We start from the raw sequence: 25,929 nt of genomic DNA on the forward strand, positions 1-25,929 counted from the left end.
CAGCCAAATCACCCGAGGTGGCCCGGGTCACGCCCGGCGTCCGACGGGTTCCCCTCCGCCGTCCCCGGCTCAGGTCCGGCGGTCCTCCCGGCTCACGTCCGATGGTCTTCCCGGCTTACGTCCGGCGGCGGCGCAGCCAGGCGTACCCGGCCAGTGCCAGGGCGCTCCAGAGCAGGGCGTGCCCGGTCAGCAGCGCCACGGACCACCCCGTCGGCCCGCCGGTGCTGACCCTGGCGGTGGCCAGTACCGGTGGCGCGATCCAGGGCAGGACCGAATCCTTCAGCCCGAACACGTACGCCCCGACCACTCCGCCGACCAGTGCGGTCAGCCCGTACAGCGGGCTGCTGGTGGCCGCCCGGCTGGCGAGAGCGCCCAGCGCGACGGCCACCGGCAGGACCAGCAGGTGTGCCCAGAGTCCGACGGCCAGGCCCAGCCCGATCGGCAGGTCCCCGGGCCGCTCGGGCCCGGTCACCCCGCCCACCAGCCAGGGCAGCACGAGCGCGATCGGGACCAGGGCCAGCCCGGCCAGCAGGGCGGCGACGAGTCCACCGGTCAGTTCCGCCCGCCGGCCGGCGGCCACCACGGCGAGTCGGCGCTGGATGTCCGGTTCGGTGTCCAGCAGCAGCTTCGTCTGCCAGGCCAGGACCGGGAAGAGCACCACGGCGGAGACCCCGTACGCCTCGGCGGCCTGCGCGGCGCCGCCGCCGTACAGCACGCTGAGCGCCACCAGTCCGGTGATCAGCGGCGGCAGTGCCCGAGCCGTCCGGACGAACCCGGCGAGCCGCATCCGGGCCAGCGCCGTCACGACGCCTCCCCGGTCGCACCCGCCCGGTCGGCCAGGCGGTCGTCGCCCCCGTCGACCGGCCCCACCGGGGCGGCACCGTCATCCGGGACCCGATCGGGCGGGTCGGCCGGGTGGTCGACGTGGCCGGTGGGCGGCGGCTCGGCGGGGCGTACCCGGAGGATCTGGTGACCGGCGGCGCGCAGGGCGGCGACGGTCTCCAGTGCCCGCGCGGTCGGTACGCTGATCTCCACCACGGTGGTCCCGGATCCGCTGGCCCGCGTGCCGTCGGCGGCCGGCCGGACGACCGAGACGGTCCCGTCGGCCACGGTCCACTGCGCGGCGTACGGCAGCCGGACCGTCTCGCCCCGGTGGTCGCTGACCAGCACGGCGCCGCCGTCGTCGAGCACCTCGCCGATCAGCTCCGGAACGACTTCCCGGGTCGCCGCGTCCAGCCCCTCCCACGGTTCGTCGAGCACGAGCAGACCGGGCGGCCGGAGCAGCGCCTGGGCCAGCCCGACCTTCTGCGCCGTGCCCTTGGAGAGCGCCGGCATCCGGACGTCCCGGTACGCCGCCAGCCCCAGGCGCTCGACCCAGGAGCCCACGGTACGAGCCACCGCCGCACCGGAGAGTCCCCGGACCCGAGCCATCCCGGTGAGGTACTGCTCGACGGTGTACGGCTGGTCGGCCGGGAACCGCTCCGGCACCCAGCCGACCGTCCGGGGCCGGTCCCGCACCACGCCCCGGGTCGGGCTCAGCACACCGACGGCCAACTGGAGCAGTGTCGACTTGCCGACGCCGTTGCGGCCGAGCACGACAGCGCTCTGCCCGGGACCGATCTCCACCTCGACCGCCCGCAGCACCCACGGGGCGCGGGCGCCGTACCGCAGCCAGACCTGATCTAGTCGCACGCATAGGAGGGTGCCACAGTCCCGCCGGGAGCGCGGACGGGCCGGGTGCCGGACGAGGGCAGCCGACCTCACCCGGACGAGACGGGCTGGGCGGGAAACGCCGACGCGGGGCGCCCGGCGATCTGCTCGCTGGGCGCCCCGCGTCGTACGGGACTGACCGGTTCGGCGGAGGCTCAGGCCTCGGCCGACTCCCGCAGGTTCTTCACCACGTTCGGGTCGACCGGAACGCCGGGGCCCATGGTGGTGGTCAGGGTGACCTTCCTGAGGTACTTGCCCTTGGACGCGGACGGCTTGGACCGGAGCACCTCGTCGAGCACCGCGGCGTAGTTGTCGACCAACTGGGCCTCGGAGAACGAGGCCTTGCCGATGATCAGGTGCAGGTTGGAGTGCTTGTCCACCCGGAAGGTGATCTTGCCGCCCTTGATTTCCGAGACGGCCTTGGTGACGTCCATGGTCACCGTGCCGGTCTTCGGGTTCGGCATGAGACCGCGCGGGCCCAGGATCCGCGCGATCCGACCGATCTTGGCCATCTGGTCCGGCGTGGCGATGGCCGCGTCGAAGTCCAGCCAGCCCTCCTGAATCCGGGCCACCAGCTCGTCGGTGCCGACCACGTCCGCTCCGGCGGCGGTCGCCTCCTCGGCCTTGGCGCCGGCCGCGAAGACGATCACGCGGGCGGTCTTGCCGGTGCCGTGCGGCAGGTTGACCGTGCCCCGGACCATCTGGTCGGCCTTACGGGGGTCGACGCCGAGGCGCATCGCGACCTCGACCGTGGCGTCGAACTTGACGGTGCTGCTCCCCTTGGCCAGCTTGACGGCCTCGATCGGGGTGTAGAGCTTGTCCCGGTCGATGGCCTCGGCGGCCTTGCGGTAGCTCTTGCTGCGCTGCATCTCTGATTACTCCTGTGGTGTCTGGCGGGCCGGGCGGTGCCGCGGCCCTCCCACGAACTGGTCGTGCTGGTCAGGGTGGCGGGAGGAACTATTCCTTGACCGTGATGCCCATCGACCGGGCGGTGCCGGCGATGATCTTCTCGGCCTGTTCGATGTCGTTGGCGTTCAGGTCGGCCATCTTCTTCTCGGCGATCTCGCGCAGCTGGGCGCGGGTGACCGAGCCGACCTTCTGGCTCTGCGGGACGCCGGAGCCCTTCTGCACGCCGGCAGCCTTGATCAGCAGGCGGGCGGCGGGCGGGGTCTTCAGCACGAAGGTGAAGGTCCGGTCCTCGTACACGCTGATCTCGGCCGGCACGATGTCGCCGCGCTGCGCCTCGGTCTGCGAGTTGTACGACTTGCAGAACTCCATGATGTTGACACCGTGCTGACCCAGCGCCGGACCGACCGGCGGTGCCGGGGTGGCCTGGCCCGCCGGGAGCTGAAGCGTGAACGTCTTGACGAGCTTCTTCTTCGGAGGCATGTCTCTTCCTGGGCTTGAAACTGGGGAACGTGCACCTGAGGTCACCCGTCGGCGCGCACGGTCAAGCACGCCTATGTGCGGGCGACGTTCAAGAGTAGCGCAGCGCCCGCGCGGGCGACGCGCCGAGGTCGGCCCGGCCGACCGGGGCCGGGCGGATCCGGGTACGGCGTGGACCGCCAGGCGGGCCCGTACGGTCAGATCTTGGCGACCTGGTTGAAGTTCAGCTCGACCGGGGTCTCCCGACCGAAGATCGACACCAGCACCTTGAGCTTCTGCTGGTCGGCGTTGATCTCGCTGATCGTGGCCGGCAGCGACGCGAAGGCGCCGTCGGTCACGGTGACCGAGTCACCGACCTCGAAGTCGAGCACCTTGACCTCGGGCTTCGCCTTCTTGGTCTCGGTCTCCACCGCCGGGGCGAGCCACTTGAGCACCTCGTCCAGCGAGAGCGGCGCCGGCCGGTCGGCCCGGTCGGTCGCACCGACGAAGCCGGTAACTCCCGGGGTGTTGCGCACGCAGGAGTACGACTCGGGGGTCAGCTCCATCCGGACCAGGATGTAGCCCGGGAAGACCTTGTTCTGGACCTGGAGGCGCTTGCCGTTCTTGACCTCGACCTCTTCCCGGGTCGGCACCTCGACCTGGTAGATGAACTCCTCCATGTCGAGGCTGGTGATCCGGGTCTCCAGGTTGGTCTTGACCTTGTTCTCGTAACCGGCGTACGAGTGGACCACGAACCAGTCGCCGGGCGCGTACCGCAGCTTCTGCCGCAGCTCGGCCACCGGGTCGTAGTCCTCGTCCGGCGCCTGCTCGGCGCCGAACTCCGGCTCGCTGGCGGCCTCGACCGACTCGTTACCGCTCGCCGTCGCCACCGCGGACTGCTCGTCCGGGGTCTCGGCGGTCTCGTCGTACTCAGGCACGCTCGCTCACTTCCGTCACTATCTGGTGGGGCAGGTGGTCAGCTGGAGCCGCCGAAGACCCACAGCACGCCACGGGCGAAGGCGTAGTCCAGCCCGGCCACGATCGTCAGCACCACGGCGACGAACACGACCACCACGGCGGTGTAGGTCAGCAGCTCCTTACGGGTCGGCCAGATGACCTTACGCAGCTCCGCCACGACCTCGCGGAAGAACCGGGCAAGCCGGCCGAATATTCCGACCCGGCCCTCGGTCCTCGTCTTGGGCCTGCCGTCCGCCGAGTCGGTCCTGGTGCGCTCCCGGGTGGCGGTGCCACCACGCCCGACCGGCTCGTCCGCCTCGTCGTCGGCGTCATCGTCGACAACGTCGTCGATCGCCTCGTCGTCGAGACGGTCGTTGTCGTCCTCGTCGCGCCGATTCTTCTCGGCCACTTCGCCCTCCGTCGCCGGGTGGTTGGTACGCGCGTCGGTGGACGCGCGCTGCGCTGGTCACGCCGGCCGGAACCCGGAGCTTCCGCCGCAGGCGTCGTCCGCCCTCGACCGAACCCCCGGACGACCGTCCCCGGAACGGCCCGCGACCGGCGGATCCGTCAGGGAGCGGACCGGGCGGACGCACCGCCGCGGCTCGACCCCGCCGATACCACCAACACGAGCCGGTCGCCACAGGTGCTGGCGACGCCGATCCCGGGACCGGTCAGGCCGTAGGCGCAGGGGTGACAGGACTTGAACCTGCAGCCTGCGGTTTTGGAGACCGCTGCTCTGCCAATTGAGCTACACCCCTGTGGGGGCAGCCGGTCCCACTCAGGTACGCACGCCTGAGTAGGGGCCACTTGCCCCACGGCGGACCAGTGTACGGGTAGAGGCACGAGTTTCCCAACCGGTGTGTCCCGGCGTTCCCGTCGTACCTGCTCCGGCCTCCGTCGCCGGCGCGGTCAGGCCGGGGTACGGATCACGGCGCGAGCCTGGGCCAGCACCTTCTCTCCCTGGCAGGTGGCGGTCAGGTCGAGCCGGGTCAGCCCGTCCTCGGGTTCGCCCCGGACGGTCGCGCTCACCTCGATCTCGGTGCCCTCGTCGTCGTCCGGCACCACGACCGGCCGGGTGAACCGGACGCCGTACTCCACCACCGCGTCCGGCGAGCCGGCCCAGTCGGTGACCGCCCGCCCGACCAGCGCCATGGTGAACATGCCGTGCGCGATCACCCCGGGCAGCCCGACCTTGGTGGCGAACCGGTCGCTCCAGTGGATCGGGTTGAAGTCGCCCGAGGCACCCGCGTACCGGACCAGGTCGGCGCGGGTGATCCGGAAGGTACGAGGTGACAGGTCCATCTCAGCCCTCTCCGCGTACGACGAGCTTGGTCCAGACGGTGACCACCGGCTCCCCGGCGCTGGTGTTGACCTCGGTGCGGGTGGTCATGAAGCCGTGCCCGCCCCGGTTGACGATCTCCTCGATCGTGTTGACGCAGACCAGCTCGTCGCCGGCCACCACCGGCCGGGTGTAGCGGAACCGCTGGTCGCCGTGGACCACCCGGCTGTAGTCGACGCCGAGGTCCGGATCGTCCACGATCTGCCGGTTGGCCGCCATGGTGATCGTGAACGGGTACGTCGGCGGGGCCACCACGTCGCCGTGCCCGAGCGCCCGGGCGGCCTCCGGATCGTGGTACACCGGGTCGACGGCGCCGATCGCCGTGGCGAACTCTCGGATCTTCTCGCGCCCCACCTGGTAGGGCTCGGTCGGCGGGTAGCTGCGGCCGACGAAGGACGGGTCCAGGGACATGCCGCCGAACCTACACGGCCGGGGCGAGCCGGCGAGGGCGCCGCCGAGCGGGCCCGTGCGATCGACACAGCCCGCCGACGACAGAATCGACGAGGCTGTGCACCTGCAATCGGGGACGGCCGCCGGGGCGGGGCCAGCCGGCCGTGATCCGGCCGATCCGGTCGCTCCCGATACCCGGCGGCGGGTGTTCCCGCAGACAGCAAGATCGCCGCCCGGGCCTCGGCGGAGCGGTGGTCCTGCTGTCGCAGGGCGCGCTCGCCAGGGCCGGAACGGCGATCCTGGTGGACTGGGTGAACCGACTCGCGTCGGCCCGGCTCAGCGGGTCTCGCGGTGGACGGTGTGCTTGCCGTCCCGGGGGCAGAACTTCTTCAGCTCGATGCGGTCCGGGTCGTTACGGCGGTTCTTACGCGTGATGTAGTTGCGCTCCTTGCACTCCACACACGCCAAAGTGATCTTGGGACGGACATCGGTCGCCTTGGCCACGGCGGGGCGCCTTCCTCGTTAGCGGACTGAACTACGACGTACCAGCGTAGACGCCTGCCACGCGGACACGCAAAGTGGGCGCCATCGGCGCCCCCTTTTTCCGGTCTCCGGGTTGGCCCCGGTGCCCGAGAGTAGCGGTGGCCGGACTTGAACCGGCGACACAGCGATTATGAGCCGCTTGCTCTGCCATCTGAGCTACACCGCCGTGGCGGGTCCAGCTGAACCCTCTGAGCCCCCTTACGGAATCGAACCGTAGACCTTCTCCTTACCATGGAGACGCTCTGCCGACTGAGCTAAGGGGGCGCGCACGCGATCTTTCCCTGGTGGCGCGCAGAGGTAAGAGTACACGGCGCGGGGCACGAGGTGAAATCAGATCCCCGGTAGCCGGACCGGGACACCGACCCCAGACCGTCGGTGCAGGTCAGGGCACTGCCCGCAGTCGCCGTACGTCGGCCAGGCCGGGCTGGCTGTCCGATTCCGTCTGGGCCGCGAACCAGGCTTCCAGGCGCTCGTACGGCAGCGGACGGCTGAACAGGAAGCCCTGCCCGATCTGGCAGCCGATGTCCTGGAGCAGTTCCAGGGTGAGTTCGCTCTCCACCCCTTCGGCGACCACCGCCAGGCCGAACTGCTGGGAGAGTGTCACCACCGCGTTGACGATCGCCAGGTCCACCGGGTCGGTCGCCATCCCCTGTACGAACGAGCGGTCCACCTTGACCTCGTTGACCGGCAGGCGGCGCAGGTAGGAGAGCGAGGAGTGGCCGGTGCCGAAGTCGTCGACGGCCAGCCGTACGCCGATGTCGCGCAGCCGGCGCAGCCCCGGCACGGCGCGATCGGTGCCGTCCAGTACGCCGGCCTCCCGGACCTCCAGGGTGAGCTGTTCGGGCGCCACACCGTATTCCCCGAGCAGGTTCTGCACCCGGGCCGGGAACTGCTGGTCGGCCAGGCTGCGCGCGGAGATGTTCACCGAGACCGCCAGCGGCTCGCCGCCCATGGTCCAGTCCCGGCTGCGCCGCAGCGCCTCGCCCAACACGAGATCGGTCAACTGGTCGAGCTGGCCGGTGTGCTCGGCCACCGCGACGAAGTCCTCCGGCATGACCGTGCCGTGCGCCGGGTGCACCCACCGGGCCAGGCACTCCACCCCGACCAGTCGCCGGTCGGTCAGCGTCACCTTCGGCTGGTAATACACCTGCACCTCGGCCTGGTCCAGCGCGCGCCGCAGGTCGCCCGCGAGCCCGAGCCGGCGCGACGACCGCGACTCCAGGCCCGGACTGAACAACTGGATCCCCTCCGGCGCGGACTTCGCCTTGGTCACCGCGAGGTCGGCGCGCTGGAGCAGGATCGCCGGATCGTCGCCGTGGTCCGGGTGCACCGCCACCCCGACCACCGTGTCGACGTCCAGGACCAGGGCGTCGAAGACCATCCGGTCGCGGATCTGCTCGCGCAGTTCGACGGCGAGGTCGAGGGCCGCGTCGGCACTCTCCATCCGCAGTGTCACCACGAACTCGTCGCTGCCGACCCGGCCGACCAGGGCGGCGGACGGAGCCAGCGCGCGCAGCCGGGCGGCCACCTCGACGAGTACCCGGTCGCCGGCCGCGTGCCCGACGGACTCGTTGACCTGACGCAGTCCTGCCACGTCGAAGAGGAGCAGGGCCACGACCTCGTTCGGCGCGCGTACCCGGACCGCCTCTTCCAACGCGCCGGTCACCCGCCGCCGGTTGGGCAGGTTGGTCAACCCGTCGTGGTACGCGTCGTAGCGCAACCGGTCCACCAGCCGGGAGTTCTCCAGAGCGACTGCGGCGTGTGCGGCGATCGTCTCGAAGATCGGCACGTCCGCGGGGGTGAAGTGCCCGATGTCACCGAGCCGGTTCACCACCTCGAGTGATCCGATCACCGCCTGGCCGGAGCGGAGCGGAGTCACGATCACGTCCTTCAGGCCCGCTTTCCGCAACGCCTCCCGTACGTCCGGGTGGCCGTCCATCCGGCTGCCGGCGGCGACGGTCCGGCTCTCCCCGGTGGCGCGTTCCCGGGCGACCAGCGGGGTCCGGGAGAAGTCGAGCAGTCCCGAGTCCTCGACCCTGGCGGTGAGCAGGACCTCCGGGTGCCGGCCCTGGGCGGGCAGCCAGAGGGTGGCGTACTCGGCCTGCATCAGCGCCCGGACCCGGCCCAGCAGCGAGTCGGCCAGGGTGCCGTCCCGACCGCGCTCGCTCATCGCCTTGGTCAGTTCGTAGACGTCGGCCAGGGTCCGGTGCTGCCGGAAGAACTGTGCGTACGAGCGGTAGAGCAGGACCAGCCCGGCGGCGAGCGCGAGCAGGAGCAGGGCGGACCACGGGGTCATCCGGAGGCAGATCACGATGACCAGGCCCATGGCCACGTTGAGCATGACCGTGAGCAGGCCGGGACCGGAGGTGCGGAGAACCTCCCAGCCCGCCTGCGCGCCATGCATGATCGCGAAGACTCCGGCGACCGCGCCCAGCGTCACCAGCGCGTGGGTCGTCACGGCGGCGACCAGGATCCCCCAGGTGCTCGGCCCGAAACCCTGCATCTCCGGCAGGGCCAGCACGACCAGACTCGCCAGCGACACCGCTGCGGCTGACCTGGCGACGTTGAACCACAACTTCGCCGGTGGGAACCGGCGGTAGATCTGGGTGATCAGCGAGCCGAGCGTGAAGACGAGGACGACGGTGAGCGGCGGCAGCAGGTAGAGCCCGAAGAGCAGGGGGATCTCGCTGAACGTCATGACCGTGGTCTGTCGTCGGACGACGTGGAACAGCAGCGGCGTGTCACCCAGCAGCGCGAGAGCGAGCACCAGGGCCGCCCACGTCCACTCGCCGGGCGGACCGTCGAGGACACCGAGCACCGCAGCCAGGACGACCGCGAAGATGGCCAGCGGACCGGTGATCAGCCAGGCGTGCTCAGGCGATCGACGTGCTGACCGTGGGCGCCCAGCCATACCACTCCCGATGGAAGAGTCCGTCCCGCACGGGGGTGGCCGTCAGCCCCACTCCCAGCCGAGGGCCTGGAGCCCGGCCTCCGGCTCGGTCGCGTCACCCTCGGTCGGGGGGTCGGTCGAGTCGGCGATCCAGGTTTGGCTGCTCTGGTCCCGCACAGCCAGATCGGTCACCGCGGTCGCCGCGGCAAAGCCACTGACGGCGAGCGCCGCGAGCAGAAGTAGGGAGCCTATGAGGCGGCCCAACCTCCATGCAGGCATCGGTTGCTCCCGTCGAGGTAGCGTCGTGGAGAGTAGATGTTCCATGATGGTGCCACAGTCCGAGGAACCGGCAAAGCCATCGGAAGAGCGACCACCCGGGGATCGGCAAAGTCTAACCGTTCGGTAGGGACAACTCCGCCGGCCGGCCGCAACCCCACTCGCCGGCAAATGCCCGACATGATTCACTCAGCGCTCAATAAGACTCACCACCCGTACGCGATCAGCCCTGCCAAATACCGTTGTCGACTGATTTCGGCTAAATCGCTGCAACTTTCTAACTCCGCTCAATACGGACGGAGCGCCACCGACGAATCAGTCATCATCGGGACACTCGGGGCACCACGCCTCCGTGGTCCACAGCGGACACTGCGGGGCGGTGGCGATCACGTCACACCTGTCTCCGGCCCGGCCCGACGTCGCCAGGATCACTGTGCGTGAAGGCACCTGCCCGCGCGGCCAGGGTCGCGTCCCGGGCGGCCCGGGCGGCGAGCTGCGCGGCCGGAGTCGTCCGAAGCAGCAGCAACTCGTGGTAGAGCGGCGCGGTGGCCGCGACGAGTAACCGGCGCGGGTCACAGCCCGGCGGAAGCTCGCCCCGCCGGACGGCCCGGTCGACGACGACCGCGCACCGTTCGTAGCGGTCGGCCCAGAAGGCACGGAGTGCGTCGGCGGCCGGCGCCGAGCGGAACGACGCGGCGATCAGCGCCGTGGTCAGCGGGGGTTCGGCGGTCAGCGCCGCGTACACCTCGGAGTTGAGGGCGAGCAGGTCGCCCTCCAGCGAGCCGGTGTCCGGCGGTCGCCAGTCGTCCCCGGTGGCCTCCGCGAGTACGTCGGCGAGCAGCCCGCCGACGTCGCGCCAGCGCCGGTAGACGGTGGTGCGGTGCACCCCCGACCGCTCCGCCACCGCGTCGATGCCGAGCGCGTCGTAGCCGTACTCGACCAGGTGTGCCCGGACCGCGTCGAGCACCCGGCGGCGGACCTCGGCGGTGCGCCCGCCGGGCCGGCGCACCGGCCCGGCGGCGGAACGGGTTGTCGATCGGGGCGGCGACATGGCAGGATCTTACTGCAACATCCGTAGACTTAAGGTGGGTACCAGTCCGATGCTCCGCTGAGCGCGCCCCGTGTCCCGAGCCGCCGACCACCGGCGGCCGACCCGCCGACGCCCGGAGTACCCACCATGCCTACCCAGCTCAGCCTGCATGCCGTGACCAAGCGCTACGCCGACCGGACCGTGCTCGACGCGGTGAACTGCGCGATCGCCGACGGTGAGCGCACCGCGATCATCGGCGAGAACGGCTCCGGCAAGTCCACCCTGCTCCGACTGCTCGCCGGTCGGGAACGACCCGACGAGGGGCGGGTGACCGTCGTCGCCGACGGCGGCGTCGGCTATCTCGGCCAGGACGCGCCGCTGCCGGGGTACCTGACGGTGCGGCAGGCCGTCGACGACGCGCTGGCCGAACTGCGCCGGATCGAGGCCAGACTGCGCGAGCTGGAGCCGCTGCTCGGTGGCGATGACGACCGACATTTGACCGAGTACGCCGACCTCACGACCGTCTTCGAACTACGCGGCGGGTACGACGCCGACGCCCGGGTCGAACGGAGCCTGCACGCGCTCGGGCTGGCCGGCCTCGACCGGAACCGGCGGCTCGGCGAACTGTCCGGTGGCGAGCAGGCGCGACTGCACCTCGCCTCGGTCCTCTCGGCCGGCACCGAGGTGCTGCTGCTCGACGAGCCGACCAACCACCTCGACGACGACTCGTTGAGCTGGCTGGAGGAGCACCTGCGCGGCCGGCGCGGCAGCACGGTGGTGGTCTCGCACGACCGGGTCTTCCTCGACCGGGTCGCCGACACCCTGCTCGAAGTGGACGGTGACCGGCACACCCTGGTCCGCTACGGCGACGGGTACCCCGGATTCCTCGCCGAGAAGGCGGCGGCCCGGCAGCGCTGGGCCCAGGCCCACCTCGCCTGGCGTACCGAGGTCGACCGGCTGCGGGAGACGGCGGCGACCACCGCGCGGCAGGTCGCACCGGGCCGGGAGATGAAGGACCGCAACAAGATGGCGTACGACCGGAACGCCGGCCGGGTGCAGCAGTCCGTCGCCAGCCGGGTACGCAACGCCGAACAGCGGCTGCGTCGGCTGACCGAGCGTCCCGTGCCGCCGCCTCCGTCCCCGCTGCGGTTCACCGCTTCGCTGGCGTCCGGCGGCACCACCGGCGTGCTGCTGGACGCGGACGGCGTCGCGGTCGACGGGCGGTTGCACGAGGCCCGGTTGACGCTGCGTAGCGGCGAGCGGCTGCTGATCAGTGGCGCGAACGGCGCCGGGAAGAGCACCCTGCTGCGGGTACTCGCCGGCGAGCTGGTGCCCGGCGCCGGCCGGGTGGTTCGACGGGGCCGGATCGGCCACCTGCCCCAGGATGTCGGGGTCGAACGACCCCGGGAACCGCTGCTCAGCGCCTTCGCGCGAGGTCGGGCCGGGCCGCCCGAGGAGCAGCTCGACCGGCTGCTCGCACTGGGGCTGTTCGACCGTGGACAGCTCGGGGTAGCCGTCGGCGACCTCTCCACCGGCCAGCGGCAACGGCTCGCCCTGGCCCGCCTGGTCAGCGAGCCGGTCGACCTGCTGCTGCTCGACGAGCCGACCAACCACCTTTCGCCCGGCCTGGTCGAGGAGTTGGAGGCCGCGCTCGTGGAGTATCCAGGCGCGGTGGTGGTGGTCAGTCACGACCGGCGGCTGCGTGAGCGGTGGCGCGGCGAGCACCGGGTGATGGTCGGCGGGGTGCTCTGCCCCGAATCGCTCAACGTCACCGCCCCGGACTGATTCGACGGTGCCCGTGTTCGGTATGCGAATTCGGTCGCTGCCGGTCACCTGAATGTCGCCATCACGACTGGAATTAGGAAGAAAGGAAACAGAATGACAACCTCACGTCATCCATCGGTCCGGGAGTTTCCGATAGCCGATTCCGGCGCTGGCCCGTACGGCATCACCATCGGGCCGGACCATGCAATCTGGGTCACCCTGGTGCATGCCGGGGGAATCGTCCGAATGACCTCCGACGGGGAGGTCCGGCGTTACCCACTCGACGAATCGGCGAGCGGACCCTCCGTCATCACCCCCGGAGGAGACGGCGCCCTCTGGTTCACCCGGTACCGGGACCACCGGATCGGCCGGATCACCACCGACGGGCAGGTCAGCTCGTATCCGACCCCGACACCGGACGCCGGCCCGTACGGGATCACAGCCGGCCCGGACGGTGCGCTCTGGTTCACCGAGAGCAACTCCGACCGAATCGGCCGGATCGGTGTAGCGGGCGGACCCCAGGTTGAGGCCGGAGCCGAGGTGAAGGAGTTTCCGTTGTCGCAGGTCGAGGGCTTTCCGTCGGCGATCACCGCAGGGCCCGACGGTGCGCTCTGGTTCACCCTCAACCAGGCGAACGCGATCGGCCGGCTCGGCCTCGACGGCGAGGTACGGGTACATCCGCTGCCGACCGCCGGGGCCGGACCGGTCGGCATCACCGCCGGCAGCGACGGCGCGGTCTGGTTCGTCGAGATCGCCGCCGGCCAGCTCGGCCGGATCACCCCGGACGGGCGGATCACCGAGATCCCACTGCCGGACCGGGCCGCCCGGCCGCACGCGATCGCCGCCGGACCGGACGGGAGCTACTGGTTTACGGAGTGGGGCGCCAACCGGGTCGGGCGGCTCGACCCGGACGGCACGATCCGGGAGTACGACCTGCCGACGCCGGGGTCGGAGCCGCATGGGATCACTGTCGGACCGGACGGGGTGGTCTGGGTCGCCCTGGAAACCGGTGCCGTCGCGCGGGTGGAGCCGTGAGCGGTGGCGGTGCGCTGGGATCGTAAGCGAAGCTGTGGCGGCCGGTGGTCGGCTGACCTGTCGGTCGTCACCGCTGCTGGTTCGCCCTGCGGCGGTCGGTGTCCTCGGCCGCGTGCCGGACCGCCAGGCGGACGACCCAGTAAAGGGCGATGAACAGGGCCACGGTCAGGGCGAGGTAGACGGTCAGCACGAACACCAGCGCGGGTAGTTGATCGGTGGAGACCATGGACCGACGCTAGGCCAGCCGGGCCACCGCCGCCGCCCCTGCGACCGGGACCCGTGACTGCCACAGCAGCATGCGCTTCATCCGGTCAACCCACTGCGCGGGAGCGGTCAGCCGGCGAGCCGACCGAGTACGCCGGACTCGACCACGATCACCGCGCCGATCAGCATGAAGACGATCGGGACGACCCAGTGGCCGAAGCGTCGTACCAGCTCGACGACCTTCTGGTGCGAACCGAGCCAGGATCCGGCCAGACACCAGGCCGCGACGCCGAGGGAGAAGACCGCCACGGTGAGCAGGCTGTCGGCGACGCCGATGGTGCGGAACGTCGGCGTGTAGACGGAGATGTTGTCGGCACCGTTCGCCACGGTCACGCCGATCACCGAGAGCAGACCGGTGGCCACGACCGGCGCGGGCGGCTCGGCGTTGCCCCGGGCGCGGAGCGCCGAGACGAGTCCGCGTACCCCGAGGGCGAACGGGACCAGGCCGAGCAGCCCCACCCAGCGGTCGGGCAGGATCGTCAGGCCGAGGGCAGCGACGGCGGAGACGAGCACGAGGACACCGACCCCGGCGTACTGGCCGAGCCAGATCTGCCACGGTCGGGGCCGGCCGGCGGCCCGTGCGGAGAGGAAGAGCACGGTCAGCACGATGAGGTCGTCGACGTTCGTACCGGCGAACAGCCCGACCGCCGCGACGATCGTCCCGACCAGATCTCCCACGGGCAGGGACTCTACGTGCCATGCCTGGTTGCCCGAGGCACGGCCGCTTGCAGCGGAGCAGCCTCATCCGGAAGCGGGCAGCGCCACCAGGACACCCCGGACGGCCAACGCCGACCTGCCGGGGCAAATCCCAGGAAGCCATCGAACGAAAGCAGCCCCTCACCCGGTTGTCCCAGGTCAGGGGCTGATTTCGCACCTTGTGGCGGGTAGAGGATTCGAACCTCTGTAGCTTTCGCGACGGATTTACAGTCCGCTCCCATTGGCCGCTCGGGCAACCCGCCAGGGCGTGCCGCCACGTCGAACGCGGCAGCGGAAGCAAGGATAGCGGTTGCATCGGGCCATCGCGCAAGCGGGTACCGTCGGCATGTCGTACCGCCGCCGGGCAGGCCCGGCACACCTTCATGTCGTCCACAGCAGGAGCGGAATCATGGCAGCCAACCCGTCGTTCGACATCGTCAGCAAGGTCGACCGGCAGGAGATCGACAACGCCCTCCGGCAGACCGAGAAGGAGCTCTCCACCCGCTTCGACTTCCGGGGTACCGGGGCCGACATCTCCTGGTCGGGCGAGGAGGGGGTGAGCCTCCAGGCCGAGACGGAGGAGCGGGTCAAGGCGGCCCTGGAGGTCTTCAAGGAGAAGCTGGTCAAGCGGAACATCTCGCTGAAGTCCCTGGACGCCGGCGAGGCGCGCCCGTCGGGCAAGGTCCACAAGATCGACTGCAAGATCATCCAGGGCATCGACTCGGACAAGGCCAAGGCGATCAGCAAGAAGATCCGCGACGAGGGGCCGAAGGGCGTACAGGCGCAGATCCAGGGCGACCAGCTCCGGGTGACCGGCAAGAAGAAGGACGACCTGCAGACCGTGATCTCCCTGCTCAAGAGCGAGGACTTCGGCGTCGCCCTCCAGTTCACCAACTACCGGTAAGAGGACGCCGACCGGCCTGTCGGCCGAAAGTGGAGCGCGTCACCCGTACCCGATCGTTCCTCTGTTTGGTTCTCTCGTCCCGCCTGCCGTCGGTCCGCCTGGAGCGGGCCGACGGCGCGGCGGCCCGCAGCCGCCCCCTTGCGGCGGTACCCCCGAGCCCGTAAACCCCGCAGCTCCCTACTGGTCGAGCGCGGGAGGTGGGTCGGCATCACTCGACCGGGTTTTCGGACACAGTTTCATGTCTTCGGGGAAGTCCTCCGCATTACCGTTGGTCTGCGCCCAGATGGTGGCGAAAGTTCCTTTAGTCCAGTCTCATGCGGGCCCGATCGAGAGGATGCGGACCATGCACGACCTTTCTCGTCGCAAACTGCTCAAGGCGACGGCGGCCGGGGCCGGGGCCGTCGTGCTCCCGGGCATCGTCGCCGGCAGCACCCCGAGCTTCGCGACCGACGACTCGCGATTATCAGACAGCGTGAAGAGCCCGCCGGCAGAGTTGACCGGCCGCATCGTCCGCCCCGGTGATCCCGACTACCCGAACGCGAGCCTCGGCTGGGACGAACTGTTCACCCACTACCCGCTGGTCATCGTCTTCGCCCAGGAGACCCAGGACGTCGTCAACGCGCTCACCTGGTCGCGGCAGAACGACGTCGCGCTGCGGGTACGCAGTGGCCGGCACAGCCTCGAAGGCTGGTCGAACGTCGACAACGGCATCGTGATCGACGTCAGCGAGTTGAAGTCGGCCCAGATCGACGCCACCACCCGTACGGCGACGGTCGGCGCCGGGCTCAACCAGTTGGAGGCGGTGACCACGCTCGGACAGCAGAACTTCGCCGTCACCACCGGTACGGAGGGAAGCGTCGGCCTGTCCGGCGCCACCCTCGGCGGGGGCTTCGGCTTCCTCACCCGCTATCTCGGGATGGCCTGTGACAGCCTGGTCGGTGCGGAAGTCGTCGTCGCCTCGGGTGCCGACGGCGCCAGGGCGATCGAGGTGAGCCGGGAGAAGCACGCCGACCTACTCTGGGCACTCCGCGGCGCCGGGAACGGCAACTTCGGAATCGTCACCTCGCTCACCTACAAGGTGGCCCCACTGCGGAGTGTCACCTACCTTCAGGTGACGTGGGAAGGGCTCGACGACCTGCCCGAGATCTTCGACACCTGGCAACGGATCGCACCGTTCGCCGACCACCGCCTCGGAACCCAGCTTGAGATCCACCCGTCGCAGATCCTGCTGTTCGCGGTGCTCGCGGCCGGAACGGAGGCAGAGGCGCGGGAGATCCTGGAACCGCTGCTCTCGATCGACACTCCCGAGGTCACGGTGCAGACCGGCGGCTGGGGCGAGGTCTACGCCGGATTCCAGATCCCGACCGATGCCGAACCGGCGAACTGGAAGTTCTTCTCGCAGTTCACCCGTGAGCCGTTCCCGACCAAGGCGATCGAGCTGATCCGCGCGTTCATGCTGGAGGCGCCCTCGGAGGACAGCAACTTCTTCGCCCAGGCATTCGGCACGGGGGCGCAGACGGAGGAACCTCGGGGCGGCTCGGCGTACCCGCACCGTGACGTGCTCTTCTACTCCGAGCCCGGCGCCGGCTGGGGCACCCGTGGGGAGCCGAACAGCGGCGACGCCACCACCCCGGTCGCGCAGGCCTGGATCGCCGAGTTCAGCCAGGCGCTGCGACCGTACGTGGACGGCGCCTACGTCAACGTGCCGAACATCGGGATGCAGGACTGGGAGACCGCCTACTGGGGAGCCAACTTCGACCGGCTACGCAAGATCAAGGCGAAGTACGACTTGCACAACATCTTCCAGTACGAGCAGAGCATTCCGCCCGCAACCTGGTGAGCCACCTGGTGGTACCCGCCCAGTCCGTGCTCGACGAGCGTGCGGGCTGGGCGGGTCCATGCCGGTGATCCGGCGCAGCGCTGCGTCCGTCGGGACGCCGCCGTCAGTCGTACGACGCCGTCGGCGGGCCGCCGCTCAAAGCCGGTCGTACGGACGTGACTGCTCAGCTTTCGGTGGCGAGGGCCTGCTCCAGGCGTACCTCGGCTTGGGCTTCGGCGCGGGCGATCGAGCCGGTGGGTAGCGCCGCGACCACGGCGGCGGCTGCCACCGCCGCTCCGGCGAAGACGAAGGCCCACGGTACGCCGACCTGGTCGGCCAGTACCCCGGCACCGGCGCCGCCGGCCGCGCTGGCGCCCACCGCGACGGTGACCACCCAGGTGTACGACTCGTTCAGCATGCTCACCGGGGAGATCCGGCCGACCATGGTGTTCTCCACTGTCAGCGCGGGGGCGATGGTGGCCCCGCCGAGCACCAGGGCCACGCCGAGCGCGATCGGGCTCGGCATCACCGCGAAGACCACGAACGTCGCCGCGAGCAGGCCGAGGAGTTGCCCGAACTGGCGGGCGGCGTTCCGGGCCGGCTTGCGGGTGCCGAACCAGAGCCCACCGATCGCGCTGCCGGTCCCCCACATCGCCAGCAGTACCCCGGCCACGCTCTCCGCGTCGACCGGATCGTGCGCGGAGGCGTACGCCGGCACGGCCACCCCGGCGGCGCCGAAGGCGATGCCGAGCCCGGCCACGCAGAAGAGCAGGGCGGGGAAGCCGCTGACCCGGAGCGGGCCGAGCCCCTTGGCGTGGCTCTCCCGGGGATGTGGCCGCCAGCCGCGCATCACCCGGCCGAGCGCCACGATCATGGTGCCGACCAGGGTCACCACGGCGGCACCGAGCAGCGCGGCGGCGGCGTCGGCCAGCAGCACGAAGGCGGCGACCAGCAGCGGGCCGACCACGAAGACGACCTCGAAGAGCGTGGTCTCGGCGGCGAGCGCGGTGTTGCGCAGGGCGTACCGGCCGGAGGCGGGATCGGTGAGGTCGTTCCAGGCGCCCCGGATCGCGGCGGTCAGCGGCGGGTACGTCGCGCCGGCCACCGCCGAGGCGGTGAAGATCAGGACCAGCGCGTCGGAGCCGGCGCGGCTGGCCAGCAGCAGTCCGACCAGCGCCACCGGGTGCGCCACGGCGGTGACCAGCAGTACCGGGCTCGGTCCGACCCGGTCGGCGATCCGGCCGGCGACCGGGCTGAGCGCGGCTCCGGCGAGCGCGTAGACGCCGCCGGCCACGGCGGCCAGGGCGTACCGGTCGGTGACCTGCTCGACGACCATCAACAGTGCGAGCGGGGTCATGCCGATGCCGAGCCGGCCGACTATGCCGGCGATCAGCAGCATCGGCGCGCCGGGGATCCGCCACACTCCCAGGTACTGCCGCAGCGCGGTCACGGAACCGTTCCTCCTCGGGTCGTCGGAGCTTGGTCACCGTGGGACGCGGTCGCTCGATCCGGGGCGAGTCGGCGAATGTAACGAGTGGGTGACCTTCTGACCCTAACGTGACCGGCCCGCGCACTGAACTCGATTTGCCCGAAGTCACGATCTTGTCCGTACCCGTACCGCCTCGGGTCCTGCCCGGGACCGGATGCGGTCCGGCGACCCGAGATCCGGCGGCCCGGGGTGCGGCCTGCGGATCGGCCCGGACCCCAGCGGACCCGACGAATCGGCCCCGGCTCCCCGTGTCGGGAGGCGGGGCCGATCGGCTACTTACCTGGCCTGCGGGCGGTGCGTCAGCGCTGGTACTGGACCGGACCGACGTTGGCGTTGGCCATCTGCTCCAGGCGGCGTACCCGCTCCTCCATCTGCGGGTGGGTGGAGAAGAGGTTCGCCACGCCGCCACCCTTGAACGGGTTGTCGATCATCAGGTGGGCGGTGCTGGTCAGCCGGTTGTCGGCCGGCAGCGGCAGCGCCTTGGTACCGGCGTGGATCTTCCGGAGCGCGCTGGCCAGGGCCAGCGGGTCCCGGGTCAGCGCGGCACCCGAGGCGTCCGCCTGGAACTCCCGGTTACGGCTGATGGCGAGCTGGATCAGGGTGGCCGCGATCGGGCCGAGGATCAGCGTCAGCAGCAGTACGGCCGGGTTCGGCGAGTCCTCGTCGTCCCCGCCGCCGAGCGGGATGAACCAGGCGAGGTTGGCCAGCATGGTGATGATGCCGGCCAGGCCGGCGGCCACGCTGGAGATCAGGATGTCCCGGTTGTAGACGTGGGACAGTTCGTGACCGATGACGCCCCGCAGTTCCCGGTAGTCCAGGATCTGGGTGATGCCCTGGGTCACGGCGACCGCCGCGTGCTGCGGGTTACGGCCGGTCGCGAACGCGTTCGGCTGCATGGTCGGGCTGACGTACAACCGGGGCATCGGCTGCTTCGCCTCGGTCGCCAACTCCCGCACCATCTGGTAGAGCGCGGGGAACTCGGCCTCGGTGACCGGTTGCGCCCGCATCGCGCGGAGTGCGAGCTTGTCCGACCAGAAGTAGCTGGCGGCGTTCATGGCCAGCGAGACCAGTACGGCGATCACCAGACCGCCGCTGCCGCCGAACCAGTAGCCGACGCCGAGGATGAGAGCGGTGAGCAGGCCAAGAAGCGCGGCTGTCTTGAGCCGGTTGTGATGGCTATGCACGATAACTCCTTCGGTGCGCGGACCGGTGGGCCCGCTGACCGGTACAACACCGGGGTACCCGCTCAACAATCCGGATATGACTGAGAGTTACCTGGGAAACGGCCCCGTTCGCGTGCCGGGGCGGCCAATCTCACAGTGCGGCGACGTCCAGGACCAGTTGCGGGGCGAAGCCGACGGCGATCGCGACCAGGGTGGCGACGGCCAGCGCGGCGACAACCGCCCAGGCCGGCCGGACCGGTCCGGTTCCCGGCACCGGGGCGCCGACGGGCGCGGCGGGGGCACCCGGATCGGCGGGGACGACCGGGGCCGCAGCCGCGTCGCCGGCCCGGTCGGCCGCCGGCTCCGGGGCGTAGAGGGTGGCGGCCACCCGTACGTAGTAGGCGAGCCCGATCACCGCGTTCAGCGCCACCACGACGGCGAGCCAGCCGGCCTCGCCGGCCAGCAGTGACCGTACGACGGTGACCTTGGCGAACAGCCCGGCCAGCCCCGGCGGCAACCCGGCCAGCCCGACCAGCGCGAGCACGAACGCCGCACCGACCCACGGTCGGCGCCGGGCCGCGCCCCGGTAGTCGGCGATCTCGCCACCGTCTACGGCGGCCGGCCGCAGCGCCACCACCGCCCCGAACGCGGCCAACTCCAACACCACGAAGAAGACCGTGTACGCCACCGCCGCCGCGACCGCCGTGTCGAGCGCCTCGGCGGTCCGGCCGGCCGACAGCGCCAGCGCGCCGAGCGGGGCGACGATGTAGCCGGCCTGGGCCACCGACGACCAGGCCAACAGCCGGACCATCCGGCGCTGCCGCAACGCCACCAGGTTGCCGACGGTCATCGTCAGCACCGCCACCGCCGCCAGCAGCGGGCCGGTCACCTCGGCCGGCAGCGCGGTCGCGACGACCGCGAGCAGCGCGACGACGCCGCCGAGCTTGGAGGCGGTGGACAGGTACGCCGCCACCGGCACCGGTGCGCCGTCGTAGGTGGCCGGCGCCCAGGCGTGGAACGGCACCGCCGCCACCTTGAAGGCCAGCCCGAGCACCACCAGCGCCACCCCGACCACGGTCAACGGCAGGTCCAGCAGCGGCGGGCCGGTCGAGAAGTCGCCGCCGACCGGCACCGGTCGGTTCGCCTCCGCCTCGAAGACGGCGGCGAGCCGGCTCAGGTGCACCGCCCCGGTGGCCGCGTAGAGCAGCGCGGCGCCGAGCAGGGTGACGGCGGTGGCGACCACGCTGACCACGAAGAACGTCAGCGCCGCCTCGGCACCGGCGACACTGCGGTGCCGGAGCCCGACCAGCACGTACAGCGGCAGGGTCAGGGTTTCCAGGGCGACGACCAGGGTGATCAGGTCACCGGCCGCACCGAGTACGACGCCGCCGGTCATCGAGCAGGCGAGCAGGAAGCAGTACTCCCCCGGTGGCACCTGGCCGGAGCGGAGCAGCGGGGCGGAGAGCGCCAACACGCCGAGGGTGAGCAGCGCGAAGAGGCAGCCGACCAGCGCCGCCCGGCCGTTCGCCAGGTAGGAACAGTCGGGGCCGGCGCAGAACGTCCGCCGAGGGCCGGCCGCGCCGACCAGCGCCGCGCCGAGCGCGGTGGCGGCGGCCCCGGCCGCGAAGACGGCCACCGTCGCGCCGCGCCTGGCCACCAGCAGGTCGGCCAGCAACACGAGTACGGCGGTGCCGGCCGCCAGGTACGCCGGCAGCAGCGCCACGTTGTCCACGCTCTGGATCACGGCATCCACCCGCCGGCTGAGGGTCTCATCGGATCGCCTCCAGCAGTGCCCCTACCGGCACCTCGGCGTAGCCGAGCACCAGGGTCGGGGCGAGCCCGATGGCGAGGGCGAGCAGCACCAGCGGCCCCCAGGCGAGTACCTCGGCCCCGGACAGTCCCGGCGTCAGGGTCAGCACCGCCGGGCTGGCCGGCCCGTGCGTGACCCGGCGCAGCAGCCGCAGCAGGTACGCCGCCGTCAACGCCCCGCCGAGCGCGGCGAGCACCGCCAGGGTGGTCCAGAGCGGACCGCCCACCCGCCAGGCGGCCACCACCGCGAAGGCTTCGCCCCAGAACCCGGCCAGACCGGGCAGCCCCAGCGAGGCGATGGCGGCGAAGCCGAGCAGCCCGGCGAGCCGGGGCGTACTCTCGCGCAGCCCGCCCAGCTCCGCCAGCGCTCCGGTGTGCGCCCGGTCCTTGACCGCACCGGCGAGGAAGAACAGCAGGCCGGTGATGACGCCGTGTGCGATGTTGCCGATCAGCGCCGCCTGGATGCCGGTGGCGGAGAGCGTGGCGATGCCGAGCAGTACGAAACCCATGTGCCCGACGCTCGAATAGGCGATCAGCCGCTTCAGCTCGCTCTGCGCCAGGCAGACCAGCGAGCCGACGATGATCGCCGCCACCGCCAGCACCCCGAGCACTCCGGCGGCTGCCCTCGCCCCCTCCGGCGCCACCCCGACCGCCACCCGGATCAGCCCGTACGTGCCCATCTTCAGCAGTACGCCGGCCAGGATCACGCTGCCGACCGTCGGCGCCTGGGTGTGTGCGTCCGGCAGCCAGGAGTGCAGCGGCCACAGCGGGCTCTTCACCGCGAACGCGATCGCCAGCAGCACGAACGCGGCGATCTGGGTACCCCGGGACAGGCCGGTGCCGCCGGTCAGCTCGGTCAGGTCGGCGGTGCCGGCGGCGGTGACCACGGTGAAGACGCCGACCAGCAACAACACCGAGCCGAAGAGGGTGTAGAGGGCGAACTTCCGGGCCGCGTGCTGCCGGTCCTCGCCGCCCCAGACCGCGATGATCGCGTACATCGGGAGGAGGACGACCTCGAAGAAGAGGAAGAAGAGCACCAGGTCGAGGGCGAGGAAGGTACCGAGGATGCCGACCTCGACCACCAGCAGCAGCGCGACGAGACTGCGACCCCGCCCGGGCGCCGGCACCCGCCACCAGGTGTACGCGCAGCAGAGCAGCGTCAGCAGCGCGGTCAGCACCACCAGCGGATAGGAGACCCCGTCCACGCCGAGCTGGAACCGCAGGTCGAGCCCGGGCGCCCAGCTCAGGTCCAGCTCGTGCCAGGGGTGGATGCCGGGTGCTCCGGCGGACTGCGGCTGGTAGGCGGTCCAGGTGTCGGTGGCGCCGATCGCCAGCAGCGCGGCCAGCACCAGAGTCACGGCGGCGAAGGCCGTACCGGTGATCCGGGCGGCCCGGTCGAACCGGCCCGGCAGTACCGCGAGCACCGCCGCGCCGACCGCCGGCACCGCCAGCGTGGCGACCAGGCCGAGCCCGCCGAGGGTCACACCGCACCCCCGAGGGCCAGTGCGGCGGCGAGGCCGAGCAGCAGTGCGCCGCCGAGTACCGCCACCACCGCCCGGGGCACCCCGGCCCGGTGCAGCAGCTCCAGTCCGCCGCCGAGTCCGGCGGTCCCCCGGCCGGTCCCCTCGACCGCCCCGTCCACCAGCCCCTCGTCGGCCCGCCGGGCCAGCCGGCCGAGCGCCCGCACCGGCCGTACGACCAGGGCGTGCTGGACCTCGTCGAGCCAGAACGCCCGGGCGAAGGCCGGGCGCAGCGGCCCCAGTCCGGTCGCCGGATCGGCGGCCGGATCGGCCCGCCAGCGCCACCAGGCGAGCCCGGCACCGGCCGCCAGCAGCGCCACCGGGATGATCACGAAGCTGTCCAGGTGCGTCTCGTCCATCGCCAGCGCGTCCCGGAACGGGGTGACGAAGACGGCCAGCCCGAGTGCCACGCTCGGCACCGCGAGCAGCATCACCGGCCAGCGCAGCAGCCCCGGCGGATCGTGCGGCGCCCCGGCCGGGGTGTGCGCGGGCGACCCGGCCGGCGCGTCGATCGCGGACGCCGGACTCGCGTACGCGGCCGGGGTGTCGACCGGATGCGTCTGGGCCCGGGACTCGCCGAGGAAGGTACGCAGCAGCAGCCGGGTGGCGTACCAGGCGGTCAGCCCGACCCCGAGCAGCCCGGCGAGCCAGACCAGCCAGCCCACCCAGGCGGCGGTCGGCCCGGCGTGGTGCAGGGCCGCCTGTTCGGCGACGACCAGGATGCCGTCCTTGCTCCAGAACCCGGCCAGCGGCGGCACCCCGGCCAGCGCGGCGAGCCCGATCGCGGTACACCAGAAGGTGACCGGCATCGGCCGGCGCAGCCCGCCCATCGCGGACATCAGGTTGCTGCCGACGGCGTGGATCACCGCACCGGCGGCCAGGAACAGCAGCGCCTTGAAGGCGGCGTGGCTGAGCAGGTGGAAGAGCGCGGCCGGCGGTGAGCCGACGGCGAGCGCCCCGGCCATGTAGCCGAGCTGAGAGACCGTCGACCAGGCCAGTACCCGCTTGATGTCGTCCTGGGCGGTCGCGGCCAGCGCGCCGAGCAGCAGGGTGACCGCGGCCATCACGCCGAGCACGGCGAGCGCCGCCGGAGCCCGCTCGAAGAGCGGGAAGAGCCGGGTCACCGCGTAGATCCCGGCCGCCACCATCGTCGCGGCGTGGATCAGCGCCGAGATCGGGGTCGGGCCGGCCATCGCGTCCGGCAGCCAGGTGTGCAGCGGGAACTGCGCGCTCTTGCCGGCCACCCCGGCGAGCAGCAGCAGGCAGGCGGCGGTCAGCGTGCCGGTGCCGAAGTCGTGGGCCAGCACGTCGGTGATCCGGAAACTGCCGGCCGCCACCCCGAGGATCACGATGCCGAGCAGGAACCCGACGTCGCCGACCCGGGTGACCAGAAACGCCTTCACGGCGGCGGCCGGCGCCTCCGGCAGCCGGCGGTCGTGGCCGATGAGGAGATAGGAGCAGATGCCCATCACCTCCCAGCCGACCAGCAGCATGATCAGGTCACCGGCCACCACCACCAGCAGCATCGCCGCGGTGAAGAGGCCGACCTGGGCGGCGTACGGGGCGTACCGGTCGTCGTCGTGCAGGTAGCCGACCGAGTAGACCTGCACGGCCAGCGCGACCGTCGCCACCGCGACTGCGACCAGGGCGGCGGCCGGGTCGAGCCGCAGGGAGAGGTTGACCGACAGCCCGCCGAAGTCGATCCACTCGGCGCTCGCCTCGGTGCCCCGGCCGTCGAGGGCGACGACCAGCGCGATCGCCGCCGCCAGCGCCACCGCCGCGCCGCCGATGCCGAGCGCCGCCGCGACGGCCCGGGACCGCTGCGGCAGCAGCAGCCCGACCAGGGCGAGTCCGAAGGGTACGGCCGGCAGCAGCGCGCCGGAGACCGTCGCCGCGCTCATCGCCCCGGCCCTTCGGTCGCCGGTCCGGCCGTTCTGCCCGCTGCTCTTTCCGCTGCTGTTACCGCTGTTCCCGGTGCCGGGGCCTCCACGATCGCCCGTGGCCCGGTGTCCGGGGTGTGCGTGTCGAGGCGTACGTCGTCGACGGTCACCGTGCCGCGCAGCCGGTAGAGCTGGAGCACGATCGCCAGCCCCACCCCCACCTCGGCGGCGGCGATCACGATGACGAAGAGCGTGAACGCCTGCCCGGTCAGCGGCAGCGCGGCGGCACCGTCGACCGTCGGAGCAGGCCGGCCGGTTGCCGCGTGCAGCGGGGCGGCGTCGGCGGTGACCAGCAGCAGGTTCACCGCGTTCAGCATCAACTCGACGGACATCAGCACCAGTACGGCGTTGCGCCGACGCAGCACGCCGTAGACGCCCAGGCCGAAGAGGAGGGCGGCGACGACGTACGGGATGGCGGGTCTCACCTGCGCCGCTCCGGAATCCGTACGCTGATCGCGATCGCCCCGACCAGGGCGGACAGGAGCAGCACGGAGAGCACCTCGAACGGCAGCACCCAGGCGCGGAAGAGTTCCGTGCCGAGGCGTTCGGCGGTGCCCGGCTCCGGCAGGTCCACGGTGGACCACCGGTACGCGTCGACAAGCAGGGCGGCCAGGCCCAGGCCGCTCCCGCCGCCGACCAGTGCGGCCGGCCAGCCGGGCCGGTCCAGGTCGTCGGCGGCGCCGATCGGTGCCCGGGTGAGCATCACCGCGAAGAGCAGCAGCACCACCACCGCGCCGACGTAGATCAGCAACTGCACCCAGGCCACCAGCTCGGCGGTGAGCACCAGGTAGAGCCCGGCCACCGCGCCGAGGCAGACCACCAGGTAGAGACCGGCCCGGACCAGGTGCCGGGTGGAGGCCACGAGTACGCCGGCCCCGACCGCCACCGCGCCGAGGGCCAGCATCAGCACGTCGGCGGCGGTCACGGCGACTCCCCGTCGACCGGCGGCCCGGAACTGGACGGGGGCGTCGAGGCGGGCGGCCCGGAGCTGGGCCGGTCGGCGGCCGGTGGGGCGGAGGTCGGCCG

The 25,929-nt window shown here is 71.7% G+C and carries 25 protein-coding genes and 4 tRNA genes; 4 read left to right on the forward strand and 25 right to left on the reverse strand.

Features of this window, described 5'->3' with window-relative positions:
• Positions 1-115 precede the first annotated feature (115 nt).
• The 15 genes from Pen02_RS22965 to Pen02_RS23030 all read right to left on the reverse strand — a co-directional run bounded on the left by Pen02_RS22965 (position 116) and on the right by Pen02_RS23030 (position 10,437).
• Positions 116-805 carry a hypothetical protein gene (locus Pen02_RS22965; protein WP_203868122.1) on the reverse strand — a complete coding sequence of 230 codons (690 nt, stop codon included), beginning with the start codon at positions 803-805 and terminating at the stop codon, positions 116-118.
• A complete protein-coding gene (locus tag Pen02_RS22970) occupies positions 802-1,692 on the reverse strand; it encodes an ATP-binding cassette domain-containing protein (protein ID WP_203868123.1) in 891 nt (296 codons plus the stop codon). Before Pen02_RS22970 ends, Pen02_RS22965 begins: the two co-directional genes overlap by 4 nt.
• Before the next feature lie 173 nt (positions 1,693-1,865).
• Entirely contained in the window at positions 1,866-2,579 is a 714-nt protein-coding gene (gene rplA, locus Pen02_RS22975) for a 50S ribosomal protein L1 (RefSeq protein WP_203868124.1), read from the reverse strand.
• 88 nt (positions 2,580-2,667) lie between these two features.
• Positions 2,668-3,099 (reverse strand): 50S ribosomal protein L11, encoded by a 432-nt coding sequence (gene rplK / locus Pen02_RS22980; RefSeq protein ID WP_203868125.1) that lies wholly within the window; start codon positions 3,097-3,099, stop codon positions 2,668-2,670.
• 194 nt (positions 3,100-3,293) lie between these two features.
• Complete coding sequence (nusG, locus tag Pen02_RS22985; protein ID WP_203868126.1) at positions 3,294-4,013, reverse strand: transcription termination/antitermination protein NusG; 720 nt, start codon at positions 4,011-4,013, stop codon at positions 3,294-3,296.
• A gap of 38 nt (positions 4,014-4,051) precedes the next feature.
• The gene (gene secE, locus Pen02_RS22990) at positions 4,052-4,441 is read right to left on the reverse strand and encodes a preprotein translocase subunit SecE (RefSeq protein ID WP_203868127.1); all 390 of its coding nucleotides are present in this window, start codon (positions 4,439-4,441) and stop codon (positions 4,052-4,054) included.
• Between the two features lie 276 nt (positions 4,442-4,717).
• Positions 4,718-4,790, reverse strand: a tRNA-Trp gene (locus Pen02_RS22995).
• Between the two features lie 151 nt (positions 4,791-4,941).
• Complete coding sequence (locus tag Pen02_RS23000; protein WP_203868128.1) at positions 4,942-5,334, reverse strand: MaoC family dehydratase; 393 nt, start codon at positions 5,332-5,334, stop codon at positions 4,942-4,944.
• Position 5,335: 1 nt separating this feature from the next.
• On the reverse strand, positions 5,336-5,782 hold the full coding sequence (locus tag Pen02_RS23005; RefSeq protein WP_203868129.1) for a MaoC family dehydratase N-terminal domain-containing protein: 447 nt from the start codon (positions 5,780-5,782) through the stop codon (positions 5,336-5,338).
• A 315-nt stretch (positions 5,783-6,097) separates the two neighbouring features.
• Positions 6,098-6,265: a 50S ribosomal protein L33 gene (gene rpmG, locus Pen02_RS23010; protein ID WP_013288652.1), complete on the reverse strand. Its 168-nt coding sequence runs from the start codon at positions 6,263-6,265 to the stop codon at positions 6,098-6,100.
• Between the two features lie 132 nt (positions 6,266-6,397).
• Positions 6,398-6,470, reverse strand: a tRNA-Met gene (locus tag Pen02_RS23015).
• 25 nt (positions 6,471-6,495) lie between these two features.
• Positions 6,496-6,568: transfer RNA gene (locus Pen02_RS23020), tRNA-Thr, on the reverse strand.
• A 118-nt stretch (positions 6,569-6,686) separates the two neighbouring features.
• A complete protein-coding gene (locus tag Pen02_RS23025) occupies positions 6,687-9,215 on the reverse strand; it encodes a putative bifunctional diguanylate cyclase/phosphodiesterase (protein WP_203868130.1) in 2,529 nt (842 codons plus the stop codon).
• A gap of 42 nt (positions 9,216-9,257) precedes the next feature.
• Positions 9,258-9,386, reverse strand: coding sequence for a hypothetical protein (locus tag Pen02_RS42600; RefSeq protein ID WP_275413597.1), 129 nt, complete (start codon positions 9,384-9,386; stop codon positions 9,258-9,260).
• Positions 9,387-9,861: 475 nt separating this feature from the next.
• Positions 9,862-10,437 carry a TetR/AcrR family transcriptional regulator gene (locus Pen02_RS23030; RefSeq protein ID WP_203868271.1) on the reverse strand — a complete coding sequence of 192 codons (576 nt, stop codon included), beginning with the start codon at positions 10,435-10,437 and terminating at the stop codon, positions 9,862-9,864.
• 210 nt (positions 10,438-10,647) lie between these two features.
• Between Pen02_RS23030 and abc-f the strand changes: the two genes are divergently transcribed.
• Both abc-f and Pen02_RS23040 read left to right on the forward strand, forming a co-directional pair.
• Positions 10,648-12,285: a ribosomal protection-like ABC-F family protein gene (abc-f, locus tag Pen02_RS23035; protein WP_203868131.1), complete on the forward strand. Its 1,638-nt coding sequence runs from the start codon at positions 10,648-10,650 to the stop codon at positions 12,283-12,285.
• A 93-nt stretch (positions 12,286-12,378) separates the two neighbouring features.
• Complete coding sequence (locus tag Pen02_RS23040) at positions 12,379-13,299, forward strand: Vgb family protein (protein ID WP_203868132.1); 921 nt, start codon at positions 12,379-12,381, stop codon at positions 13,297-13,299.
• A gap of 67 nt (positions 13,300-13,366) precedes the next feature.
• On the opposite strand, the gene Pen02_RS23045 is transcribed toward Pen02_RS23040, so the two are convergent.
• The 3 genes from Pen02_RS23045 to Pen02_RS23055 form a co-directional block, all read right to left on the reverse strand.
• Entirely contained in the window at positions 13,367-13,525 is a 159-nt protein-coding gene (locus Pen02_RS23045) for a hypothetical protein (RefSeq protein WP_203868133.1), read from the reverse strand.
• Positions 13,526-13,632: 107 nt separating this feature from the next.
• Complete coding sequence (locus Pen02_RS23050) at positions 13,633-14,241, reverse strand: cadmium resistance transporter (RefSeq protein ID WP_203868134.1); 609 nt, start codon at positions 14,239-14,241, stop codon at positions 13,633-13,635.
• 200 nt (positions 14,242-14,441) lie between these two features.
• A tRNA-Tyr gene (locus Pen02_RS23055) sits at positions 14,442-14,522 on the reverse strand.
• A 146-nt stretch (positions 14,523-14,668) separates the two neighbouring features.
• Between Pen02_RS23055 and Pen02_RS23060 the strand changes: the two genes are divergently transcribed.
• Together Pen02_RS23060 and Pen02_RS23065 are read left to right on the forward strand one after the other, a co-directional pair.
• A complete protein-coding gene (locus Pen02_RS23060) occupies positions 14,669-15,163 on the forward strand; it encodes a YajQ family cyclic di-GMP-binding protein (RefSeq protein ID WP_107269378.1) in 495 nt (164 codons plus the stop codon).
• 343 nt (positions 15,164-15,506) lie between these two features.
• Positions 15,507-17,003 carry an FAD-binding oxidoreductase gene (locus Pen02_RS23065; RefSeq protein WP_203868135.1) on the forward strand — a complete coding sequence of 499 codons (1,497 nt, stop codon included), beginning with the start codon at positions 15,507-15,509 and terminating at the stop codon, positions 17,001-17,003.
• A 163-nt stretch (positions 17,004-17,166) separates the two neighbouring features.
• Here the strand turns inward: Pen02_RS23065 and Pen02_RS23070 are convergent, their stop codons facing one another.
• The 7 genes from Pen02_RS23070 to Pen02_RS23100 form a co-directional block, all read right to left on the reverse strand.
• Positions 17,167-18,432 (reverse strand): MFS transporter, encoded by a 1,266-nt coding sequence (locus Pen02_RS23070; protein ID WP_203868136.1) that lies wholly within the window; start codon positions 18,430-18,432, stop codon positions 17,167-17,169.
• Positions 18,433-18,770: 338 nt separating this feature from the next.
• Positions 18,771-19,655 (reverse strand): zinc metalloprotease HtpX, encoded by an 885-nt coding sequence (htpX, locus tag Pen02_RS23075; RefSeq protein WP_203868137.1) that lies wholly within the window; start codon positions 19,653-19,655, stop codon positions 18,771-18,773.
• A 130-nt stretch (positions 19,656-19,785) separates the two neighbouring features.
• On the reverse strand, positions 19,786-21,387 hold the full coding sequence (locus tag Pen02_RS23080; protein WP_203868138.1) for an NADH-quinone oxidoreductase subunit N: 1,602 nt from the start codon (positions 21,385-21,387) through the stop codon (positions 19,786-19,788).
• Positions 21,388-21,403: 16 nt separating this feature from the next.
• Positions 21,404-22,927, reverse strand: a complete 1,524-nt coding sequence (locus Pen02_RS23085) for a complex I subunit 4 family protein (RefSeq protein ID WP_203868139.1) — start codon at positions 22,925-22,927, stop codon at positions 21,404-21,406.
• Positions 22,924-24,864 (reverse strand): NADH-quinone oxidoreductase subunit 5 family protein, encoded by a 1,941-nt coding sequence (locus tag Pen02_RS23090; protein WP_203868140.1) that lies wholly within the window; start codon positions 24,862-24,864, stop codon positions 22,924-22,926. Before Pen02_RS23090 ends, Pen02_RS23085 begins: the two co-directional genes overlap by 4 nt.
• On the reverse strand, positions 24,861-25,328 hold the full coding sequence (gene nuoK, locus Pen02_RS23095; protein ID WP_203868141.1) for an NADH-quinone oxidoreductase subunit NuoK: 468 nt from the start codon (positions 25,326-25,328) through the stop codon (positions 24,861-24,863). The genes Pen02_RS23090 and nuoK overlap by 4 nt, the downstream gene beginning before the upstream one ends.
• Positions 25,325-25,828 carry an NADH-quinone oxidoreductase subunit J family protein gene (locus tag Pen02_RS23100; RefSeq protein ID WP_203868142.1) on the reverse strand — a complete coding sequence of 168 codons (504 nt, stop codon included), beginning with the start codon at positions 25,826-25,828 and terminating at the stop codon, positions 25,325-25,327. The genes nuoK and Pen02_RS23100 overlap by 4 nt, the downstream gene beginning before the upstream one ends.
• Between the last annotated feature and the right edge of the window lie 101 nt (positions 25,829-25,929).

The organism is Plantactinospora endophytica, assembly GCF_016862915.1.
Taxonomy (GTDB): Bacteria; Actinomycetota; Actinomycetes; order Mycobacteriales; family Micromonosporaceae; genus Plantactinospora; species Plantactinospora endophytica.